The organism is Flavobacterium frigoritolerans (assembly GCF_025847275.1).
Classification (GTDB): Bacteria; Bacteroidota; Bacteroidia; order Flavobacteriales; family Flavobacteriaceae; genus Flavobacterium; species Flavobacterium frigoritolerans.
On the sequence record NZ_JAOZEV010000006.1, the window covers coordinates 186,768 to 207,157 of the forward strand.

The window sequence follows — 20,390 nt, forward strand, 5'->3', positions numbered from 1 at the left end:
TACTACTCCAACATTACAAAACTCCAAATGAAAATACTACTTCTAGGTTCAGGCGAATTAGGTAAAGAATTTACCATCGCTGCACAACGAATCGGACAAACTATAATTGCTGTAGATAGTTACGAAAATGCCCCTGCAATGCAAGTTGCACATGGTTTTGAAGTAATCAATATGCTCGATGGCGAAGCCTTAGACCGAATCGTAGCTAAACACAAACCCGATTTTATAGTTCCCGAAATAGAAGCCATTCGTACTGAACGTTTTTACGATTACGAGAAACAAGGAATTACTGTAGTTCCATCTGCGAAAGCGGCAAACTACACCATGAACCGTAAAGCAATCCGTGATTTAGCAGCTAAAGAACTTGGACTAAAAACCGCCAAATACCAATATGCAACCTCAGCCGAAGAATTACAAAAAGCCGTTCAGGAAGTAGGAATGCCATGTGTTGTAAAACCTTTAATGTCCTCATCAGGAAAAGGACAATCAACCATAAAAACCCAAGATGATATCCTAAAAGCTTGGGATTATGCCGTAGCAGGATCTCGCGGAGATGTTATCGAAGTAATTGTAGAAGCCTTTGTAAATTTCCATTCAGAAATTACACTTTTAACAATTACTCAAAATAATAATCCAACACTTTTTTGTGCACCAATAGGTCACCGACAAGAACGTGGCGATTACCAGGAAAGTTGGCAACCCGCCAGAGTATCCGATAAAGATTTATACGAAGCCCAAGATATGGCCGAGAAAATAACCGAAGCTTTAGGAGGCGCAGGGCTTTTTGGAGTAGAATTTTTTCTAACCAATGAAGGAGTTTATTTCTCAGAACTTTCCCCTCGCCCGCATGATACCGGAATGGTAACTTTAGCAGGAACGCAAAACTTCAATGAATTTGAATTGCATTTACGTGCTATTTTAAGTTTACCTATTTTCGAAATAACACTAGAGAAAGCTGGAGCAAGTGCTGTAATTCTAGCCACTGGAGATTCAAATAGCCCAACTTATACCGGGATAGAAAAAGTTGCTGCATTACCTAAAACCGACTTCCGTATCTTTGGAAAACCAACCTCAAGACCTTATCGCCGTATGGGAGTTGTTTTATCAAATGACATTCTGGAAACTTCTATTGAAGAAGTAGTCGAAAGAGCAAAAAAAACCGCACAATTAATAACCGTAAATTTATAAAAGATGAAAAAATTAGTATTCTTAGCATTTCTATTCTTGAGTATTACAATCAATGCACAAGACAAAAAAACCACCGAAAAACCTCAAATCGTAGAAGCAGCTTGTGGAGAATGCCAATTCGGGATGAAAGGCAATAGTTGTGATTTAGCTATTCGTATTGATGGCAAACCCTATTTTGTAGATGGAACTAAAATTGACGAACACGGAGATGCTCATGCAAAAGATGGCTTTTGTAATACCATTCGTAAAGCTGAAGTTACTGGGAAAATAGAAAAAAACCGTTACAAAGTAACTTCGTTTACATTGATAAAAAGCAACTAATGGCTTTAATTCTAGAGAACATTGCCAAACACGTTTTACTAACACCTGAAGAAGAGGCACATTTTTTATCAAAAACAGAAACTCGCTTTTACAAAGCCAAAACTATTTTATTGAATGCAGGAGATGTTTGCAAAGAATCTTATTTCATAAATTCAGGAATCATCCGAAGCTTTAATATCAATGACAATATTGTAGAGCATGTATTAAGTTTTTCTTGCCAAGGCTGGTGGATTAGTGACATGTATAGTTTAATTACACAAAAACCAGGACAACTCTTTATAGAAGTTTTAGAAGATTCTGAAGTAGTAGTTCTTAGTAAAGAAAATCAAGAACAATTGTATTTTGATATTCCAAAATTAGAACGTTTTTTCAGGATTTTAACCGAAAATTCATTGGTTGCCAATCAGCAACGGTTAATGGATAACTTAAGTTTATCTGCCGAAGAGCGTTTTGAAAAATTCTGTACTAAATATCCAACACTAATCCAGAAAGTACCTCAAAAACAAATAGCTTCTTTCATCGGAGTTACACCTGAGTTTTTTAGCAAAATGAAAGCAAGGCTTTTGAAAAGCAAATAATATTTTTTTTTAACCATTAAGAGATTAAGAAAAATTAAGCTTATGTCTTAACGAAACTTAATATCTTAATGGTTTAAATTTTAAAATCAGTTCAATGCTAAACTAGTTTTATTGAATTAAAATTGTTCAACCTCAGTAGAATGTTTCATTGCTGTAGTTGTTGATTTCCCTATCGTTACTGTATTTTGTACCGCATCAAAATAAGAAGTTCCTACGAAAGCCTGATGTTTTACAGCACGGAATCCGCTACTTTGCAATGCAAATTCTTTTTCCTGTAATTCAGAATAGCCTGCCATTCCTCTTTCTTTATATGCTTTAGACAATTCGAACATACTTGTATTTAAAGCATGGAAACCTGCTAATGTGATGAATTGGAATTTATATCCCATTGCAGCCAAGTCTTCTCTAAAAGTTTCCATCTCGGCAACAGATAATTTAGCAGCCCAATTAAAAGATGGAGAACAATTATAAGCCAGCATTTTATCTGGAAATTGCTCACGCATCGCATCGGCAAACTTTTTAGCATATACCAAATCCGGGTTACTGGTTTCCATCCAGATTAAATCAGCATAAGGTGCGTAGCTTAATCCCCTTGCAATTCCTTGATCGATTCCACTATTTACATAAAAGAAACCTTCGTTAGTTTTTTCGCCAGTAATAAACGGCGCGTCTCTAGGATCTACATCGCTCGTTAATAAATTAGCTGCATCGGCATCTGTTCTCGCAACAATAAGCGTTGGCGTTCCCATAACATCTGCTGCTAATCTTGCTGCTACCAATTTATTAATCGCTTCCTGAGTTGGCACTAAAACCTTTCCTCCAAGATGTCCACATTTTTTAGCAGAACTCAATTGATCTTCAAAATGAACTCCAGAAGCACCAGCCTCAATCATAGATTTCATTAGTTCGAATGCATTTAGGTTCCCTCCAAAACCAGCTTCGGCATCGGCAACAATAGGCACTAAATAATCTTTTTTATCTTGAACTCCATTAACAACCTGAATTTGATCGGCTCTTAATAAAGCATTGTTTATTTTCTTAACCACCATAGGCACACTATTTACAGGATAAAGAGATTGATCAGGATACATTTCGCCAGCCAAATTAGCATCCGCAGCGACTTGCCATCCACTCAAATAAATAGCTTCTAAACCTGCATCAACTTCTTGTATCGCCTGATTACCAGTTAAAGCACCTAATCCTGCTACAAAATCCTGACTTTTAAGTTTTCTCCATAATTTTTGAGCTCCCATTTTGGCAATAGAATGTTCTATTTCATAAGAACCTTGTAAAGTAACCACCTCTGTTGCTGTGTAAGGTCGCTCTACTCCTGCCCATCTTGGGTTTGTTAACCAATCGTTGATCAATTCCTGAATTCTGTCTTCTGTTGTTTTCATAGTATCGTTATTTGGGTTGTTAGTAAGCAATTTTCTGTTTTTTGAGTAATTTTCAACACATAGAGACATAGCTTTCCTTTGTGGTTATAAAGGCGTTTCACTTATTTAAACACACATAGCTATGTGTGAAAATCATGATTTTTTAAAATCTCCTTAATTTTAAATTCTATCCCGATACTTCTATCGGGACTATGTTTCTATGCGTTTATTTTTCAATTATTAAGCTCAACGTTTTTTTATAAATATTTGTAACATGGTATAGTAAGAAAGTTTTCAAAGTCGAGCGTTACAACCAACCTTTCTAATACTTTTTCAGCCAAAGGAAACCAGCGTTTTTCATAGTTTTCTTCGCCCAATTCCTTTTTAATTTTACTAAATTCATCTAAAGCTAATTTGTGATAATAGGCCAGATTCAACTGCTTTCCATTATCCAAAACCACTTTGTTATACAACCATTGCCACAATTGAGATCTCGAAATCTCTGCTGTTGCCGCATCTTCCATTAAATTATGTATAGCTGCTGCACCTTGTCCGTTAAGCCAAGAAGCCAGGTACAAAACTCCCACATTAATATTTTTTCGAACTCCTTCTTCAGTTATAGTACCATTTGGCACTTCAAGCAAATCTTGTTCGGTAATTGTAAGGTGTGGTCTTGCAATGTGAATCTGATTTGGCGTTGGCATTCCAGCATCAAATACCTCTTTTGCTAATGAAACCAAATCTGGATGTGCTACCCAAGTTCCGTCATGTCCATTACGTACTTCACGCTCTTTGTCCGCTTTTACTTTCGCGAAAGCGATAGCATTAGCTTCATCATTATTCTTAATCGGAATTTGTGCAGCCATTCCACCAATCGCATGAATTCCTCTTTTATGACATCTCTGAATTACCAGATTAGAATATGCTTTCATAAAAGGCGAAGTCATATTTACCTGATCTCTGTCTGGAACCAAAAACGAAGGATGCTTATGGAATTTTTTTATGTATGAAAAAATATAATCCCAACGACCACAGTTTAATCCAACGATGTGATTTTTTAATTCGAATATAATTTCATCCAACTGAAAACTTGCTGTTATCGTTTCTATAAGAACCGTAACTTTAATCGTTCCCTGAGGAATTCTTAAATAGTTTTGAGTAAACTCGATAACGCTATTCCACCAACGCGCTTCTAGATAATGCTCTAATTTTGGAATATAGAAATAAGGAGCTGTTCCGTTTTCAAGTAATTTTTTATGATTATGAAAAACATACAAGCCAAAATCTACCAATGATGCCGAAACTACCTGACCTTCTACTAAAACATGCTTTTCTGTAAGATGTAATCCTCTTGGACGAACAATTAATGTCGCTATATTTTCATTTAACTGATAGGTCTTGTTTTTAATCTCATCTGTTAAGCTGATTGTTTTATTTACGGCATCAATTAAGTTTACTTGCCCACTCATTAAATTAGTCCATGTTGGTGATGTACTATCTTCAAAATCGGCCATAAACGTTTTTGCTCCAGAATTCAAGGCGTTGATAATCATTTTTCTATCTACTGGTCCTGTAATTTCTACTCTTCTGTCTAATAAATCTTTCGGAATAGCTCCAGCTGTCCAAGTATCTTCTCTGACCAATTTGGTTTCGGTTGGAAAAGCTGGCATGACACCTTTATCAAATAAAATTTGTTGTTGCTCTCTTTGCGTCAACAATAATTTTCGTTGTGAATCAAATTTTAAGTGCAATTCTGTGATAAATGCAACTGCCTCATCTGTCCATATAGCAGCATAAGAATTGTTTTTTTCGGCTAAAAATTCCATTGCCGACTCTGTAGTTTCTAATTGATTTTTCATAGCTAATTCGTTTTACACTACAATGTTATAAAAAAGATTAATACAAAACAAGCGAACGTTCGCTAAATATTAAAAATATTTTTTTGGCGATTATTTTTTTATTGGTTACATTTGATATTATGGATATCGAAAAAGACTACATCAAACTTATTTTTGGGCTAAAACTCAAGCAAGTCCGAACTCAAAAAAACCTTTCGTTATTTGGCTTAGCCAAACTCACGAACCTTTCTAAATCGTATTTAAACGAAATAGAAAAAGGAAAAAAATATCCGAAGACTGATAAGATTTTACTTCTGTGCGAAAACCTTGACATTAGTTATGATCAAATGGTTTCTTTAAAACTGGATAACAACTTGGCTCCTATAGGTGAAATTTTGAAATCTGGTATTTTAAAAGAAATTCCATTAGAACTTTTTGGCATCCATGAAAATGATTTGATTGACATTATTGCCAATGCTCCTGCAAAAGTCAATGCTTTTATTAGTACCATAATCGAAATTGCTCAACATTATAATTTAAGCCGAGAGAGTTTTTTCTTAGCATCATTGCGTTCCTACCAAGAAGCGCACATCAATTACTTTGAAGATCTGGAAAATAAAGTAATTGCTTTCTCTAAATCATTCCAGATTAATCTTGAAAATCAAATTTCGACACTTGAATTAAGTGCTATTCTAAAAGAAGAATATGGCTATACCATTAAAGATTTACTTTTTAAGGATCAGGAAGCTTTGGGTGATTTACGATCTATTTATGTCCCAAAAAGCAAAACACTATTACTTTCTAAAGAAATAGACGACCCACAAAGAGCCTTTATATTAGCCAAAGAAATAGCCTATAACTATTTAGAAATAACTGATAGATTACTAACATTCAGCTGGATAAAGTTTGACAATTTTGATCAGGTCTTACATAATTTTTACGCTTCCTATTTTGCTGGAGCGCTATTATTGCCAAGAAAATTATTAATAGATGATATCAATCTTTTTTTAACCAAAGAGAATCCTAAGCCTGAAGAGTTTGTTACATTAATCGAAAAATTTAATGTTTCTCCTGAATCTTTCTACCAGAGATTAACCAATCTTTTACCGAAGGATTTTCATCTAAAAAACTTATTCTTTCTGAGAATGTCTCACCAAATAGGCTCTGGCACATATCAGATAAAAAAAGAACTCCATATTACCAATCAGCAAGAACCTCATGCCAATGAAATGAATGAGCATTATTGCCGCCGATGGGTTTCTATTAAGACCATCGATGAAGCTATCAAACAAAACAAAGCTCATTTTTTTGACGCCCAAATTTCAAGTTATGAAAATAGTGGAAACGAATATTTGGTTTTTTCATCAGCTACCAAAGATCCTTTTGTAGAGAACTGTATGCGAAGTATTTCGGTAGGGATTTTGATTACTCCTGCCATGAAAAAGAAATTCAAGTTTATAGAAGCTAAACCAATCGTAAAACAAATAGTTGGTGTTACTTGCGAAACCTGTGCTGTTAAAAATTGCTTGGAGCGAGCTTCTCCCCCTAAACAATTAGAAAGCAAAAAGCGCCATGAAAATACTGATTTGATTGTACAGCAATATATTGCAAAGTACAGTTAGAGTATTGGATTGTTGATTATTCGAAATTAAGAACCCAAACAATAAAGATATCGTTGCAGATTTATATTGTGAAGACGCACTGCTGTGCGTCTCTACAAACATGACGTAATAACTATTGCAATAGTATTGATAAAAAATTCACATCTCAAAACGACAAAATTGTCATTAGACTATCTATAAAACAGAGTAAATACTCTATATTTTACGCAACACTACCTTAGCAACTTAGAGTCTCAGAACCTTCTCCCTTTTCCCTTTTCCCTTTTCCCTTTGAGCCTCTGTCCCTCTATCCCTTTGGATCTTAGAACCTTTACCCCCTTTGAACCTCAAAAAAACCACTTCTTAATCTAGGTTAAGTGCTTTCCCTTTCCTTTGGTTGTAAATTTGCACTATCAAATAACAATTAATATTCATAATCATGGAAAATATAGTAATTCATAAAGCAGAAACAAGAGGAAACGCAAATCACGGTTGGTTAAACGCTTACCACAGTTTCAGTTTTGCAGCTTATTACGATTCAGAGCGTATACAATTTGGAGCACTTCGTGTTTTAAACGATGATACTATCGCTGCAGGAATGGGCTTTGGCACACATCCTCACGATAATATGGAAATCATTACCATTCCGCTAGAAGGAGATTTAGCACATAAGGACAGCATGGGGAATACTGAAATCATCAAACATGGAGATATACAGGTAATGAGTGCCGGGACAGGAATTCAACATAGTGAGTTCAATCCAAATGCGGATCAACAAACTAAATTATTACAAATTTGGTTGTTCCCAAACAAACGTAATGTTACCCCTCGCTACCAACAAATTTCGTTAAACACTGAGGACAGACATAATAAATTACAACAAGTATTATCTCCAAATCCTGATGATGCTGGTGTTTGGATTCATCAAGACGCTTGGTTTCACATGGGAAATTTTGATGCAGGCACTACAAAAGAGTATTCGGTTAAAAAAGAAGGAAATGGTTTGTATGCTTTTATTTTAAAAGGAAACGTAACAATAAATGGACAAGAATTAAACACTCGTGACGCTATCGGAATCACAGATTTTAAAACTGTAAACATTAAAGCAAATACAGATGCTGAATTTCTATTAATGGAAATTCCGATGAATTATTAATTCAAACCACAACAAACAAATTCTCCTAAACGGGGCTAATAATTTGAATTTTAAATTATTAGCCCCGTTTTTTATTCTACTATCATTCTAAAAACTCGAAAAGAAAGATTAATTTTATAAGGCTAATTGATTTATCAGAAACAAGATAAACCGCAAAAACTCCCTGTAATGAATCCAGACAACCTAACAAAAGAATATACCAATGGTGAGGTAACCATAGTATGGCAATCTGAAAAATGCATTCATTCTGCAAATTGCGTCAAAAACAATCCCAACGTCTTTCATCCCAAAGAAAAACCATGGATACAACCTGAAAATTCGAATACTGACAAAATTATAGAAGCAGTAAAAAAATGCCCTTCTGGAGCTTTGACATTTTACATGAATGGCAAAAAATAAATAACAAAAGTCATTTCTTAATCTAGGTTAAGTGCGATTACAACACTCCCGAAGTAACTTTGTACCATCAAAATGAAATTATTATTATATAAATAAAAACAAAAAAATTATGGCAACTACAAAATGGGCAATTGACCCAACACACTCAGAAATTGGTTTTAAAGTTAAACACATGATGTTTACTAATGTTTCAGGTAAATTTAATGACTACGAAGCAACTATTATTAGTGACGAGAATAACTTCGAGAATGCAAAAATTGAATATTCTGCAGATATTAAATCTATTGATACTGGAAACACAGACAGAGACAATCACTTAAGAAGCGCCGATTTCTTTGATATTGAAAACAGTCCAAAAATGACTTTCAAATCAAGTTCTTTTACCAAAGTAAATGATGGAAACTATGACCTTACAGGTAAATTAAACATTAGAGGTGTTGAAAAAGAAGTTAAATTCCCTGTAGAATTTAGTGGAATTATGACTGATCCTTGGGGAAATACAAAAATTGGTTTGAACATTACTGGAAAAATCAATCGTAAAGATTGGGGATTAAACTGGAATTCTGCTATAGAAGCTGGTGGTGTTTTGGTAAGTGATGATGTTCGCTTAAATATCGAATTGCAATTTGCAAAACAATAATTATCCCTTATAAATTTTAGTATTTAATTTGGTTAAGCCCTATACTTTGCAAAAAGTATGGGGCTTTGTTTTTTTTTGTGTTCATGAAGGTTATAAACTTTGCAGAATTATATTATGAAGACGCACTGCTATACACCTCTACGAACAAGGCGTAATATCTGTTATTTGAAAAAAATCCGTTTAATCTGCATTCTATTTACCATGAGATTTTCGATTGTAATTCTGTTAGTTACTCAGATTACGAGGCTTCGACTCCGCTCAGCCTGACAACTGCTTTCCATCTCCAATCTTACCTTTTGCTTCTCACATCTTGCTTCTCATATCTTGCTTCTCATATCTTGCTTCTCACATCTTGCTTCTCATATCTTGCTTCTCACATCTTGCTTCTCACATCTTGCTTCTCACATCTTACTTCTCACATCTTACTTCTCACATCTTGCTTCTCACATCTTGCTTCTCATATCTTGCTTCCCATATCTTGCTTCCCACATCTTACTTCTCACATCTTACTTCTCACATCTTGCTTCTCACACAAATCACTTCTTCAAATTCCTAAACTCTGTTGGCGATAAATTGGTGTATTTTTTAAAGACTCGAGAGAAATATGAATAATCATCATAGCCAACTTCTTCTGCAATTTCATTTACTGCCAGTTGCTTATCAATGAGCATTCTTTTTATTTCCAACACAACTCGATCTGTGATTACTTCTGTTGCTGTTTTTTTTAAAATATTATTACATATTCTATTGAGATGCTTTAAGGTAATATGCAATTGTTCTGCATAAAATGAAGGTGATTTATTTGTCTTGTAATACAACTCCAGAAGCGCTTCAAAATTTTTTATTTTCACATTATACGAATGAACCTCATGTATCTCAGAATCATTATATTTTCTTGCAATTTCAATATGAATGGAATCCAATAGATTGAGCATCTTATCTAATTGGTATTTATTTTTTTGCTTACTTTCTCGCATTAGCAATTCAAAATAAGGCGTAATTCCTTTTGTAGCTTTAGCATCAAAATAAACTTGTGGTTTATTATTTATAGAACTATAAAAAGCATAATCATTGATTTTTTTTTGACCAAAATACAGATTATACATTTCCTGAGAAAAAATTACCACAAATCCCTCTACATCTTGTGACAGGCTCCAAAAATGAATTTGCCCAGGCTGAAGTAAAAACAAACTTCCTTCTTTTATATCAAATCTATCAAAATCAATCTCATGAATTCCTGAACCAGCTGTAAAAAACACCATTAAATAAGAATCATGGCGATGTGGTTTTTCGACAAAACTATGTGTTTTTAAATGTTCAGTAAAAGAATTCACATAAAAATCGCTTCTAGTATCATTACAACTAAAATTGGCAACACTATAGATTGGGTATTTTTTCATGGCTACAAATGTCTTTATTGTGCTATAATAAGCGAAGATATAAAAATGGAATTGAAAACGAGCGAAGTATCTTTGTATATAATAAAAAATGAATCAATTATGTCATATATGATCACCCATGTTTTACGAAATGAATGTCCTAATTGTCACAAAGGAAAAGTTCTTGATGAGAAAAATATATTTTTTACCTTCAAATTTCCGAAAATGCACAAAGAATGTAGCGAATGTGGTTTTAAATTTGAGAAAGAACCGGGTTTCTTTTTTGGTGCCATGTATATGAGTTATGGACTAACTGTAGCACAAGGTATTGCTACTTACTGCATTGCTCAATTTTTCTTTGAAAAAAATTTCGACTTAAGAATCATTCCTATTATTGCTGTAGTGATTATTGCATTTTCTTTCTTTAACATCCGACTTTCGAGATTGTTATGGATTTATATGTTTAAGAATTATTCAAGCTAAAAAAATAGTATTTTTGCCTTTCAATTGAAACTAATTTTTCAATTTTAGAATCATTAAATTTTTAAATTAAAACAAATGAAAGCATACGTATTTCCAGGTCAAGGCGCACAGTTTACAGGAATGGGCAAAGACTTATATGAAAATTCGGCTTTAGCCAAAGAATTATTCGAAAAAGCTAACGAAATATTAGGTTTCAGAATCACAGATATCATGTTTGAAGGTACTGCTGAAGAACTAAAAGAAACTAAAGTAACTCAACCTGCAGTATTCTTGCATTCTGTTATTTTGGCTAAAACTTTAGGAGAAGATTTTAAACCAGAAATGGTAGCAGGCCACTCATTAGGAGAATTTTCTGCTTTGGTTGCAAATGGTACTCTTTCTTTTGAAGACGGATTAAAATTAGTTTCGCAACGTGCTTTGGCAATGCAAAAAGCATGTGAAATAACTCCATCTACAATGGCTGCAGTTTTAGGATTAGCAGATAACATAGTGGAAGAAGTTTGTGCTTCGATAGACGGAATTGTGGTTGCAGCAAATTATAACTGTCCTGGACAATTAGTGATTTCTGGCGAAACAACAGCTGTTGAAAAAGCTTGTGAAGCAATGAAAGCTGCTGGTGCAAAACGTGCTTTGTTACTACCTGTTGGTGGTGCTTTTCACTCACCAATGATGGAGCCTGCAAGAGAAGAATTGGCTGCCGCGATTGAAGCAACTACTTTCTCGACTCCTATTTGTCCTGTATATCAAAATGTAACAGCAAGCGCAGTTTCTGACGCAAATGAAATAAAAAAGAATTTAATCATTCAGCTTACAGCTCCTGTAAAATGGACTCAATCTGTACAACAAATGATTGCTGATGGCGCTACTTTATTTACAGAAGTAGGCCCAGGAAAAGTTTTAGCTGGATTAATCGGAAAAATTGATAAAGAAGCTGTTACGGCGAATGCATAATTTTTTAGTATTCAGTTGCAGTTTTCAATTTTCAGTCTAAAAATTGTCAATACAAATAGAATCCTCACAAGCATATGTTTGTGGGGATTTTTTTAATGTCTTTTCATCATCACCATAAGTAGTATTTATGTAATTTTGAAACTCACACAAACTACAAGGCTACAATGACATCTGAAAAATTTACCTTCATAAAAACAGATAAAAAGATAATCAAATTATACTTTGATACTATCGCTGTCATTACTGGTTTAGGAAATTATGTACAAATAATAACTGTAGATAATACAAAATATACTTATTACAAATCCCTGAAAGATTTGATTGATGTATTGCCCAATGAATTTATGAGAGTTCACAATTCTTCAATAGTGAATTTAACCAATATCGATAGTATCGAAGACAATCATATTATTGCCAAAGGAAACAAAATCACTATTGGAAAAACCTACAAAGAGTGTCTTACTACCGCTCTCGATAAATTTATGTTATAACCACCTACATAAAGAAACAGGCTATGTGTATAGTATTTATACATGTATGTATAAAATAGTTTCATGTGCTTTATTCTTTGTTTTCATTTGCCTGAACATTAAATAATTCAGTAATGATTAAAGCAATTTTAAAAATCACATTATCTATTATTATGACTACACAAATTTCGAATGCACAGAAATATCCACTAAAAGAAGATGTAGCTACTATTAACGGAATTATGAAAGCTACTTACGAAGCTGTTTCGGGAGAAGCTGGTGAAAAACGACAATGGGAACGTGACCTTTCACTTCATGATCCAAATGCTATTTATTCTTTTCCGCTAGAAAATGCTTCTGGTAAAACACTACAAACCACAATGCCACTTAAAGAGTTTCATAAAGAAACCGATACTATGGTTGCAAAAACTGCCTTTTATGAAAATGAAATCAATAGAGAAGTTAGAATCTTCGGAAATATTGTCCACGTTTGGAGCACTTATGAAACTCGGTTAGTTAAAAATGGTCCTGTTGCCCGAAGAGGTATTAATAGCATTCAGCTTTATTACAACGAAGGTAGATGGTGGATTATATCCTGGACTTTTGATAAAGAAAAAGAAAACCAAAAAATTCCACAGACCTTCGACCAACAATAACAACTTCTAGGTTATCCCGCAAGGTCTTTTTCCTGACCTTGTGGACATAATAATCCGAGAGGCAATTAATTTAACACATAGAAACATAGATCTTCTATTCTCTAAAAAAGGCGTTTCACTTATTCAAAAAACACATAGACAGAGCAATGTGAAAGAAATACTTTTCTTTTTGCCTTCTTTTTTCACACATAAAAATTATACCTACAAGGTTAAAAAACCTTGCAGAATTAAAATCCTTATCAAAAAGAAAAAACTTATCTCGCTTGAACAGCTGTATCGGTAAAATCAGAAAACACACCATCTAATCCTAATTTATAGAAAGCCTGATATTCTAAAGTTGGATTATTTTTATAATTACTCAACAATCGTTTTCCTTCATTTCTGAACGTATATGCATGCACTTGCAATCCTTTTTTATGTGCGTCTGAAATTAAAGCTGTTGGTGGTAGCGCTACTTTATCAGCGTCATCTACTTTACCATCACCATTTATATCATCTGCCTTTCCATCGTTGTTTGCATCTATTCCTTTATACGAAATGATAAAAGGTTTCCACGGACCAATTCCTGTTGCATACGTTTTAACAAAATCCAAACCTGCCTGAGTTCTAAAAAATCCGTAATCTCTAGCATCTCCTTTTAGATGCCAATCATATGGTTTTCCATCAGAAATCATTCCTCCTTCTGGAACTGCAAAAACTAAGTCTCCGTTTAGAGCCACATCGTAACATCCTAACAACTGTATTGTTTTAACAGTTGATTTAGTTCTTATGTACTGCAAATTAGAAACTTCAAATGACTGAATATAAACTGGAGATGAAGCACTGTTCCAACCCTCGGCAGTTAACATCTCTAATAATTTATCGGTTATTTTTAAATTTAAAGCTTCATGAAAAGACGGATGTTTAGTTTCTGGATAAATCCCGACAACACGTCCTAATTGTGCTGATTTTTGTTTTGCCAAAGCAATAACTTCCGCAAATGTTGGAATCGAATATTTATTATTATATTGTTGTGAGCGCTCCGTAAAAGCTTGTTTTGCTTTTAATTGTTTAATTTCTGCTAAAGTAAAATCAGAAACAAACCAATCAGTTATCATTGCGCCATCGATATTTTTGGTCGTCTTTTTAGAAGCAAAAGCTGGAATTTCCGATACGTTTGTTGTTCCGGACAACATTGGTTCATGTCGCACCACAAGTTGCCCATCTTTTGTCATCACTAAATCCGGCTCTATAAAATCAGCTCCCATTTCGATAGCTTTCGTATATCCTTCGATTGTATGCTCTGGCAAATAACCTGATGCGCCACGGTGAGCCACTACAATAGGATTTGCACCTGTTAAAGTTGGATATTTTCCATTTTCAGGCGTTTGATTATCATCATTCATATCACAAGCCAATAACAAAATTACACCACTTAAGAAAATTGTACTTTTTAAAATTTGAAATGAATTCATAGTTTATATTTTTAGCAAATAAATGCTATTTTCACTCCATAAACGTTAGCAATGGGTTAAGTATCAGTTATACTTTTCTTCTAAAAAAACAGAATTAAAAACATTTGCTTCTTCACTATGATTATTTAAAATTCCCGTAATCAAGAAATTTTCATTCTTTTTTTCAAAGAAAACAAACCATGTAGTCCTTTTATTTACTTTATAAAAAATATAATTTGAACCTAAATACTGGAGTGATTTTGGTGTTGTTCTATATGGAAAACTAGAAATTTCTAAAATTATAAAATCTACAATTTTATCAACGTAAAGTTGAGCGCTTTTAGGATAACTAAAATAGTCTTCCGTAAAGAGAGTAAAAACCAATTTATCAAAATATTCCAGAACAACTTCTTCAAAAATTATTTTTCCCAAGGATATGCTTTTATTCTTTTATACATTTCAGCCTTAAATTCCTCTGGCGTAAGTCCATTTTTCATCTCTTCATCAAAATCAAAAGTAGCTCTATCGATTCCTTTAAATTTAGTCTTAGAAATTTCATAAGCAACCGAAGGCTCTTCTACTTTATTTATTTTAGGATTTTCTTTTTTAGCATTCATAATGATTTTATTTAACAATCAAATTTACAACATTTTACACTAAACAAAAAATCCCAAACTATCAAGATGACAATTTGAGACTTCTATATAATTAGAAACAAGATTTTTATACAATCCTTTTTTCTTTCTTTTTATAATTGATAATAAAAACTCCTGATATAATAAGTGCTGTAGCAATAATAAAATCGGCTGTAATTACTTCATCTAACAACAACCAACCTAGAAAAACGGCGATTATAGTATTAATATAAGACAAAATAGAAACTTGAATAGCCGTTACTCGTTTTAAAGCATAATGATAAGAGAAAAAAGCAAGTATCGACCCAAAAACAGACAAATATAAAGCTGCAAAAATACTTCTTGTACTCCATAAACTTACATCTGGATTTGGAGAAAAAATAAAAGCTAAAACCAACTGAACTAAAGTAGCGATAGTAAACTGATAAAATAAATTCAGTGTAATATTATTCGATTTATGGGTGTGAGTTTTTGTATAAATTGTTCCTGCTGCCCAACCTGAAATTGCCAAACTCATAAATATAAGTCCGTGTTGATAATTAGAATCTAAAAACGAACCTAGTCCATCTTTAAAAATAAAAACAACTCCCGTAAAACCAATTACAACACCTACAAAACCTTTTATACTTGGTTTTTGTAATCCAAAAAACACACTACCTATAAAAATAAGTACAGGCGACAAAGCACTCATTATTGATGCTAACCCACTTGGCAAAGTTTGCTCAGCAACGGTAGTAAAACCATTTGCAATAACAATCATTAATAAAGCTGGAATTAATTGGTGTTTAAAATTCTCCCAGCCAATCCATTTTAATTCTTTTTTAAACAGTAAAATAGTCATCGCTATTAATCCTGCTAAACCCTGACGGATAGAAGTTACAAACCATGGCGGAATGGTTTCTACCGCAACCCTGATTCCTAAAAAAGTTGTTCCCCACACAATCCCTACTGTTACCATACAGAGATATAATTTATAATCTGGCTTTTGTTGCATCGCTACTACTATGTCTTTTAAATATAAAAGTCCCAAATTATATTCTATAATTTGGGACTTTTAAAATATGATCTATTTTAAACTAAGAAACTTTGTTTCTTATCTTTTCTTCCCATTTCCAAGCACTCTTCATCGCTTCATCTAGCGTTGATTGAGCTTTCCATCCCAGCACATCATTGGCTTTTGCAGTATTAGCATAGGCCTCGGTAATATCCCCTTCTCTTCGTGCTACAATTTTGTATGGTAATTTTTTATCACTTACTTTCTCAAAACTCGTAATCACCTCAAGAACAGAACTTCCCTTTCCTGTACCCAGATTAAATGTCTCTACCTTATCCAGATTCTTTTTATTCAATAACCGCTGCAAAGCCACAACATGTGCTTTTGCTAAATCGACAACATGAATATAATCACGAACACAAGTACCATCGGCTGTAGGATAATCATCTCCATAAACAGACAATTCCTTACGCAATCCTATTCCGGTTTGTGTAATAAAAGGAACTAAATTCTGAGGAACCCCAATTGGCAGCTCTCCTATTTCTATTGAGGGATGTGCACCAATTGGATTAAAATAACGCAATAAAATAGCATTGATATTAGTTGCCTTCGCAGTGTCTCTAATAATTTCTTCCCCTATTTTCTTGGTATTTCCGTATGGAGAAATAGGCTGTTGCACAGGAGCATCTTCTGTGATTGGCATTTTTTCTGCTTGACCATAAACCGTACAAGAAGAACTAAAAATAAAACTAGCTTCTGGTTTTTGCTGTAACTCTTGTAAAAGATATACCAAGCTACTAATATTGTTTTCATAATACAAAAGTGGATTTTCGACACTTTCACCAACCGCTTTTGAAGCAGCAAAATGAATTACCCCAGTAACATCATCATATTTTTTAAAGAAATTTTGTACCGCTGCTTTTTCTCTCAAATCTAATTTTTCAAATACAGGCGTTTTACCGGTAATGGCTACGATCCCTTTTAAAACATCTTCTGAAGAATTAGAAAGATTATCAATTATTACAACTTCAAAGCCTTCTTTTTGCAATTCGACTACAGTATGCGAACCGATAAATCCTAATCCTCCTGTTACTAATACTTTCATTTTCTGGTTGTTTTTTGGCTATTTATTTGATTTGGTTTATTTCAAAAACTCAATTACACTATCTGTAATAAACTTAATTTGTTCATCGTCAAGTTCTGTATGTATTGGTAATGAAAGTACTTCTTGTACCAATTGATTGGTTACTGGAAAATATTCTTCTTTATAACGAACATCAACGTATGCTTTTTGCGAATGCAACGGAATTGGATAATAAATTGCACAAGGAATTCCTTTATCCTGTAAGTGTTGCAACAATCCGTTTCTATCAGCATTTATAATTCGCAAAGTATATTGGTGAAAAACGTGATCATTTTCGTTAGCATTAAATGAAGGCGTAATAATATTAGCATGTCCTGCTAATGCTGCATTATATTTAGTTGCTGCTTCACGACGTGCTTCATTATACTCATTTAATAACGGAAGCTTTACATTTAAAACTCCTGCCTGAATACTATCTAAACGTGAATTCACACCTACAACATCATGATGGTAACGTTCGTACATTCCGTGATTTACAATTCCACGAATAATGTGTGCCAAAGCATCATCATTAGTAAAAATAGCTCCACCATCACCATAACAACCTAAATTTTTAGATGGAAAGAAAGAAGTTGCAGCCACATGCCCCATAACTCCTACTTTAGTTTTTGCACCAGATTTAGAAATATAATCAGCCCCGATTGCTTGTGCATTATCTTCGATTACGTACAGATTATGTGCTGCAGCAAGCTCCATAATTGCATCCATATTAGCCGCACGACCAAACAAATGTACTGGAACGATTGCTTTTGTTTTTGGAGTTATTGCTTTTTTAATAGCCTCGATAGAAATATTCATACTATCCATTTCAACATCTACCAAAACTGGTGTTAATTGCAACAAAGCAATCACCTCTACAGTAGCCGCAAAAGTAAAATCAGCAGTAATAACTTCATCTCCTGGTTTTAAATCCAGACCCATCATTGCAATTTGCAATGCATCGGTACCATTTGCACAAGGAATAACATGTTTTACTCCTAAATAGGTTTCAAGATTTTTTTGGAATTGATGAACCAATGGTCCATTAATATATGTATTTGTATCTAAAACGTCTTGAATTGAAGCATTTACTGCTACTTTTATTTTATCATATTGACTTTTTAAGTCAACCATTTGAATTTTTTTCATTTCGATATTCTAATTTAAAGTTTGCATTTCCGAATAAAGAAAGCCCCATCTTAATTGACTTTCAAAATAATACTTCCGAAAACGAGGAACAAAAATAGTTATTTAATGAGTTTAAACCAATGAAAATAATTGAAAGAAACGTATTTTAGCCCCAAATATCCAACTATGCTTTTCTTATACAATCTAATCGTTATTATTGTAAGCTTTTTATTAAAAATAGTAGCTCTTTTTAGCCGTAAAATCAAACTTTTTGTAGATGGTAGAAAAAGTGTTTTTACTACGCTACAAGAAAAGATAAAACCCACAGATAAAACGATTTGGTTCCACGCTGCTTCATTAGGAGAATACGAGCAAGGCCTGCCTGTTATTGAAAAAATTAAAGAAAAATATCCTTCACATAAAATTATTGTTACTTTCTTTTCTCCTTCGGGTTATGAAGTTCGAAAAAACAATACTGTTGCCGATGTAACCCTCTACCTACCTTTGGACACAAGACAAAATGCCGAAAAATTTTTAAAACTAGCTCATCCAGAAATGGTCTTTTTTATCAAATATGAATTTTGGTTAAACTACCTTAATGAATTAAAAAAGAACAACATCCCAACCTATTTAGTTTCTGGAATATTTAGAGACAATCAGATATTCTTTAAATGGTATGGCGGTTTTTATAAAAAAGCACTTGACGCATTTACCTATTTTTTCGTTCAAAATGAAAACTCTAAAAACAAAATTAAATCTATTGGTTACAAAAATGTAATTATTTCAGGCGATACTAGATTCGATCGCGTGGTTGCTATTTTAGAACGCAACAATACTTTAGATTTTATTGCTGAATTTAAAAACAACACCCCTACTATTGTTATTGGCAGCTCATGGCCTAAGGATGAGGTTTTACTAACCCAGTACATCAATACCACCCAAGAGCGTGTAAAATTCATTATCGCTCCTCATAATATCAAACCAGAACAAATTACCGCTCTACAACTATCTATTACTAAAAAGACAATCTTGTTTTCTGAAAAAGAAGGCAAAAACCTAGCAGATTATGATGTCTTTATCATTGATACTGTCGGGATACTAACCAAGATATATAGTTACGCTACGATTGCCTATGTAGGTGGTGGTTTCGGAAACCCTGGCGTGCATAATATTCTCGAACCTGCAACTTTTGGTCTTCCTATTATAATTGGACCAAATTATTCTCATTTTGCCGAAGCAACAGAACTCGTTCAATTAGGAGGCTGCATTTCTATTACCAACGAAACAGAGTTAGAGACCACATTTAACCACCTCATTTCAAACCAAAGTTACCTGAATGAAAAAGGCCTAATTTGCAAGTCTTATGTCCAAAATAAAAAGGGAGCTACAGACACAATTATGAATGCAATTTAATCTCACTCCCTAATTTACCATAAAATATGTTATCCAAATCATAATTTTTTATTGTTTGGAGATGAGAATCGATTTATAATTTTAATTTCACACAACTAACACCAACTCTTTTTTATTACGATAAATTCAACTCAAAATAAAAAAACACCGTATTTACTACCATTCGCGAGCATTACCCTTTAAGAAACATTTAATTAAACCCTAATTCACCACATAAAAAAGCCTTTTAACGTTTTTGGCACGTTAATTGATAATAAGATAAACGTAGGCAACGAAGAATATTTTAAAAAAAAAATAAAAAAATATTTTACATATTAAAAAATTTATATCTTTGCCACGAATTAATAATTAACCTTTTATAATAAAGTAAGATGAAAAAAGTATTTTTAAGTTTAGCTGTTGTTGCTGTTTTAACTGTTGTATCTTGTAAAAAAGCTGACGCTGCTCCTGCTGACGACGCTGCTGCTGTAGTTGATTCTGCTGCTGTTGTTGTTGATTCTGCTGCTGCTGTAGTTGATTCTGCTGCTGTTGTAGTTGATTCTGCTGCTGCTACTGCTACTGAAGCTGCAAAAACTGCAACTGAAGCTGCAAAAAAATAATTAGAACTTAGATTCTAAAATTTTTAAAG

At 33.4% G+C, this 20,390-nt stretch carries 22 protein-coding genes; 13 read left to right on the forward strand and 9 right to left on the reverse strand.

Features of this window, described 5'->3' with window-relative positions:
- Nucleotides 1–12: 12 nt before the first annotated feature.
- The 3 genes from purT to OIU80_RS10235 are packed head-to-tail and all read left to right on the forward strand — an operon-like array spanning nucleotide 13 to nucleotide 2,087.
- Nucleotides 13–1,188, forward strand: coding sequence for a formate-dependent phosphoribosylglycinamide formyltransferase (purT, locus tag OIU80_RS10225; RefSeq protein WP_264286992.1), 1,176 nt, complete (start codon nucleotides 13–15; stop codon nucleotides 1,186–1,188).
- Nucleotides 1,189–1,191: 3 nt separating this feature from the next.
- Nucleotides 1,192–1,509, forward strand: coding sequence for a DUF6370 family protein (locus OIU80_RS10230; protein WP_264286910.1), 318 nt, complete (start codon nucleotides 1,192–1,194; stop codon nucleotides 1,507–1,509).
- A complete protein-coding gene (locus OIU80_RS10235) occupies nucleotides 1,509–2,087 on the forward strand; it encodes a Crp/Fnr family transcriptional regulator (RefSeq protein WP_264286911.1) in 579 nt (192 codons plus the stop codon). The genes OIU80_RS10230 and OIU80_RS10235 overlap by 1 nt, the downstream gene beginning before the upstream one ends.
- Before the next feature lie 116 nt (nucleotides 2,088–2,203).
- Here the strand turns inward: OIU80_RS10235 and aceA are convergent, their stop codons facing one another.
- Both aceA and aceB read right to left on the reverse strand, forming a co-directional pair.
- A complete protein-coding gene (gene aceA / locus OIU80_RS10240) occupies nucleotides 2,204–3,484 on the reverse strand; it encodes an isocitrate lyase (protein ID WP_264286912.1) in 1,281 nt (426 codons plus the stop codon).
- Nucleotides 3,485–3,720: 236 nt separating this feature from the next.
- Nucleotides 3,721–5,322, reverse strand: a complete 1,602-nt coding sequence (gene aceB, locus OIU80_RS10245; RefSeq protein ID WP_264286913.1) for a malate synthase A — start codon at nucleotides 5,320–5,322, stop codon at nucleotides 3,721–3,723.
- Between the two features lie 119 nt (nucleotides 5,323–5,441).
- Here aceB and OIU80_RS10250 point away from each other — a divergent pair, with 119 nt between their 5' ends.
- From OIU80_RS10250 to OIU80_RS10265, 4 genes are all read left to right on the forward strand, one after another.
- Nucleotides 5,442–6,923 (forward strand): helix-turn-helix domain-containing protein, encoded by a 1,482-nt coding sequence (locus OIU80_RS10250; protein WP_264286993.1) that lies wholly within the window; start codon nucleotides 5,442–5,444, stop codon nucleotides 6,921–6,923.
- Between the two features lie 418 nt (nucleotides 6,924–7,341).
- Complete coding sequence (locus OIU80_RS10255; RefSeq protein ID WP_264286914.1) at nucleotides 7,342–8,058, forward strand: pirin family protein; 717 nt, start codon at nucleotides 7,342–7,344, stop codon at nucleotides 8,056–8,058.
- Between the two features lie 168 nt (nucleotides 8,059–8,226).
- Complete coding sequence (locus OIU80_RS10260; RefSeq protein WP_264286915.1) at nucleotides 8,227–8,457, forward strand: (4Fe-4S)-binding protein; 231 nt, start codon at nucleotides 8,227–8,229, stop codon at nucleotides 8,455–8,457.
- Between the two features lie 109 nt (nucleotides 8,458–8,566).
- Nucleotides 8,567–9,097, forward strand: coding sequence for a YceI family protein (locus OIU80_RS10265; protein ID WP_264286916.1), 531 nt, complete (start codon nucleotides 8,567–8,569; stop codon nucleotides 9,095–9,097).
- 536 nt (nucleotides 9,098–9,633) lie between these two features.
- Here the strand turns inward: OIU80_RS10265 and OIU80_RS10270 are convergent.
- Nucleotides 9,634–10,497, reverse strand: coding sequence for an AraC family transcriptional regulator (locus OIU80_RS10270; protein ID WP_264286917.1), 864 nt, complete (start codon nucleotides 10,495–10,497; stop codon nucleotides 9,634–9,636).
- 99 nt (nucleotides 10,498–10,596) lie between these two features.
- Between OIU80_RS10270 and OIU80_RS10275 the strand changes: the two genes are divergently transcribed.
- From OIU80_RS10275 to OIU80_RS10290, 4 genes are all read left to right on the forward strand, one after another.
- Nucleotides 10,597–10,959 carry a DUF983 domain-containing protein gene (locus tag OIU80_RS10275; protein WP_264286918.1) on the forward strand — a complete coding sequence of 121 codons (363 nt, stop codon included), beginning with the start codon at nucleotides 10,597–10,599 and terminating at the stop codon, nucleotides 10,957–10,959.
- 75 nt (nucleotides 10,960–11,034) lie between these two features.
- On the forward strand, nucleotides 11,035–11,910 hold the full coding sequence (fabD, locus tag OIU80_RS10280; protein WP_264286919.1) for an ACP S-malonyltransferase: 876 nt from the start codon (nucleotides 11,035–11,037) through the stop codon (nucleotides 11,908–11,910).
- A 164-nt stretch (nucleotides 11,911–12,074) separates the two neighbouring features.
- Nucleotides 12,075–12,401 carry a LytR/AlgR family response regulator transcription factor gene (locus OIU80_RS10285; protein ID WP_264286920.1) on the forward strand — a complete coding sequence of 109 codons (327 nt, stop codon included), beginning with the start codon at nucleotides 12,075–12,077 and terminating at the stop codon, nucleotides 12,399–12,401.
- Nucleotides 12,402–12,514: 113 nt separating this feature from the next.
- Nucleotides 12,515–13,036, forward strand: coding sequence for a hypothetical protein (locus OIU80_RS10290; RefSeq protein WP_264286921.1), 522 nt, complete (start codon nucleotides 12,515–12,517; stop codon nucleotides 13,034–13,036).
- A 254-nt stretch (nucleotides 13,037–13,290) separates the two neighbouring features.
- Here OIU80_RS10290 and OIU80_RS10295 read toward each other — a convergent pair whose 3' ends face one another.
- The 6 genes from OIU80_RS10295 to OIU80_RS10320 all read right to left on the reverse strand — a co-directional run bounded on the left by OIU80_RS10295 (nucleotide 13,291) and on the right by OIU80_RS10320 (nucleotide 18,370).
- Nucleotides 13,291–14,490 carry a glycerophosphodiester phosphodiesterase gene (locus tag OIU80_RS10295; RefSeq protein ID WP_264286922.1) on the reverse strand — a complete coding sequence of 400 codons (1,200 nt, stop codon included), beginning with the start codon at nucleotides 14,488–14,490 and terminating at the stop codon, nucleotides 13,291–13,293.
- 63 nt (nucleotides 14,491–14,553) lie between these two features.
- Entirely contained in the window at nucleotides 14,554–14,901 is a 348-nt protein-coding gene (locus OIU80_RS10300; protein WP_264286923.1) for a hypothetical protein, read from the reverse strand.
- Nucleotides 14,889–15,086, reverse strand: a complete 198-nt coding sequence (locus OIU80_RS10305; protein ID WP_264286924.1) for a hypothetical protein — start codon at nucleotides 15,084–15,086, stop codon at nucleotides 14,889–14,891. Before OIU80_RS10305 ends, OIU80_RS10300 begins: the two co-directional genes overlap by 13 nt.
- A 106-nt stretch (nucleotides 15,087–15,192) precedes the next feature.
- Nucleotides 15,193–16,098, reverse strand: coding sequence for a DMT family transporter (locus tag OIU80_RS10310; RefSeq protein WP_264286994.1), 906 nt, complete (start codon nucleotides 16,096–16,098; stop codon nucleotides 15,193–15,195).
- Between the two features lie 82 nt (nucleotides 16,099–16,180).
- On the reverse strand, nucleotides 16,181–17,203 hold the full coding sequence (gene galE / locus OIU80_RS10315) for a UDP-glucose 4-epimerase GalE (protein ID WP_264286925.1): 1,023 nt from the start codon (nucleotides 17,201–17,203) through the stop codon (nucleotides 16,181–16,183).
- Between the two features lie 36 nt (nucleotides 17,204–17,239).
- On the reverse strand, nucleotides 17,240–18,370 hold the full coding sequence (locus OIU80_RS10320) for a DegT/DnrJ/EryC1/StrS family aminotransferase (RefSeq protein WP_264286926.1): 1,131 nt from the start codon (nucleotides 18,368–18,370) through the stop codon (nucleotides 17,240–17,242).
- Nucleotides 18,371–18,535: 165 nt separating this feature from the next.
- Here OIU80_RS10320 and OIU80_RS10325 point away from each other — a divergent pair, with 165 nt between their 5' ends.
- Nucleotides 18,536–19,762 carry a 3-deoxy-D-manno-octulosonic acid transferase gene (locus OIU80_RS10325; protein ID WP_264286995.1) on the forward strand — a complete coding sequence of 409 codons (1,227 nt, stop codon included), beginning with the start codon at nucleotides 18,536–18,538 and terminating at the stop codon, nucleotides 19,760–19,762.
- Nucleotides 19,763–20,133: 371 nt separating this feature from the next.
- On the forward strand, nucleotides 20,134–20,361 hold the full coding sequence (locus OIU80_RS10330; protein WP_129540885.1) for a hypothetical protein: 228 nt from the start codon (nucleotides 20,134–20,136) through the stop codon (nucleotides 20,359–20,361).
- Nucleotides 20,362–20,390: the final 29 nt, after the last annotated feature.

What these genes read in the sequence shown, in the direction of transcription:
- OIU80_RS10230 (WP_264286910.1), top strand. Translation starts at nt 1,192, where the DNA reads ATGAAAAAATTAGTATTCTTAGCATTTCTATTCTTGAGTATTACAATC.
- OIU80_RS10235 (WP_264286911.1), top strand. Translation starts at nt 1,509, where the DNA reads ATGGCTTTAATTCTAGAGAACATTGCCAAACACGTTTTACTAACACCT.
- aceA (WP_264286912.1), bottom strand. Translation starts at nt 3,484, where the DNA reads ATGAAAACAACAGAAGACAGAATTCAGGAATTGATCAACGATTGGTTA.
- aceB (WP_264286913.1), bottom strand. Translation starts at nt 5,322, where the DNA reads ATGAAAAATCAATTAGAAACTACAGAGTCGGCAATGGAATTTTTAGCC.
- OIU80_RS10250 (WP_264286993.1), top strand. Translation starts at nt 5,442, where the DNA reads ATGGATATCGAAAAAGACTACATCAAACTTATTTTTGGGCTAAAACTC.
- OIU80_RS10255 (WP_264286914.1), top strand. Translation starts at nt 7,342, where the DNA reads ATGGAAAATATAGTAATTCATAAAGCAGAAACAAGAGGAAACGCAAAT.
- OIU80_RS10260 (WP_264286915.1), top strand. Translation starts at nt 8,227, where the DNA reads ATGAATCCAGACAACCTAACAAAAGAATATACCAATGGTGAGGTAACC.
- OIU80_RS10265 (WP_264286916.1), top strand. Translation starts at nt 8,567, where the DNA reads ATGGCAACTACAAAATGGGCAATTGACCCAACACACTCAGAAATTGGT.
- OIU80_RS10270 (WP_264286917.1), bottom strand. Translation starts at nt 10,497, where the DNA reads ATGAAAAAATACCCAATCTATAGTGTTGCCAATTTTAGTTGTAATGAT.
- OIU80_RS10275 (WP_264286918.1), top strand. Translation starts at nt 10,597, where the DNA reads ATGTCATATATGATCACCCATGTTTTACGAAATGAATGTCCTAATTGT.
- fabD (WP_264286919.1), top strand. Translation starts at nt 11,035, where the DNA reads ATGAAAGCATACGTATTTCCAGGTCAAGGCGCACAGTTTACAGGAATG.
- OIU80_RS10285 (WP_264286920.1), top strand. Translation starts at nt 12,075, where the DNA reads ATGACATCTGAAAAATTTACCTTCATAAAAACAGATAAAAAGATAATC.
- OIU80_RS10290 (WP_264286921.1), top strand. Translation starts at nt 12,515, where the DNA reads ATGATTAAAGCAATTTTAAAAATCACATTATCTATTATTATGACTACA.
- OIU80_RS10295 (WP_264286922.1), bottom strand. Translation starts at nt 14,490, where the DNA reads ATGAATTCATTTCAAATTTTAAAAAGTACAATTTTCTTAAGTGGTGTA.
- OIU80_RS10305 (WP_264286924.1), bottom strand. Translation starts at nt 15,086, where the DNA reads ATGAATGCTAAAAAAGAAAATCCTAAAATAAATAAAGTAGAAGAGCCT.
- OIU80_RS10310 (WP_264286994.1), bottom strand. Translation starts at nt 16,098, where the DNA reads ATGCAACAAAAGCCAGATTATAAATTATATCTCTGTATGGTAACAGTA.
- galE (WP_264286925.1), bottom strand. Translation starts at nt 17,203, where the DNA reads ATGAAAGTATTAGTAACAGGAGGATTAGGATTTATCGGTTCGCATACT.
- OIU80_RS10320 (WP_264286926.1), bottom strand. Translation starts at nt 18,370, where the DNA reads ATGAAAAAAATTCAAATGGTTGACTTAAAAAGTCAATATGATAAAATA.
- OIU80_RS10325 (WP_264286995.1), top strand. Translation starts at nt 18,536, where the DNA reads ATGCTTTTCTTATACAATCTAATCGTTATTATTGTAAGCTTTTTATTA.
- OIU80_RS10330 (WP_129540885.1), top strand. Translation starts at nt 20,134, where the DNA reads ATGAAAAAAGTATTTTTAAGTTTAGCTGTTGTTGCTGTTTTAACTGTT.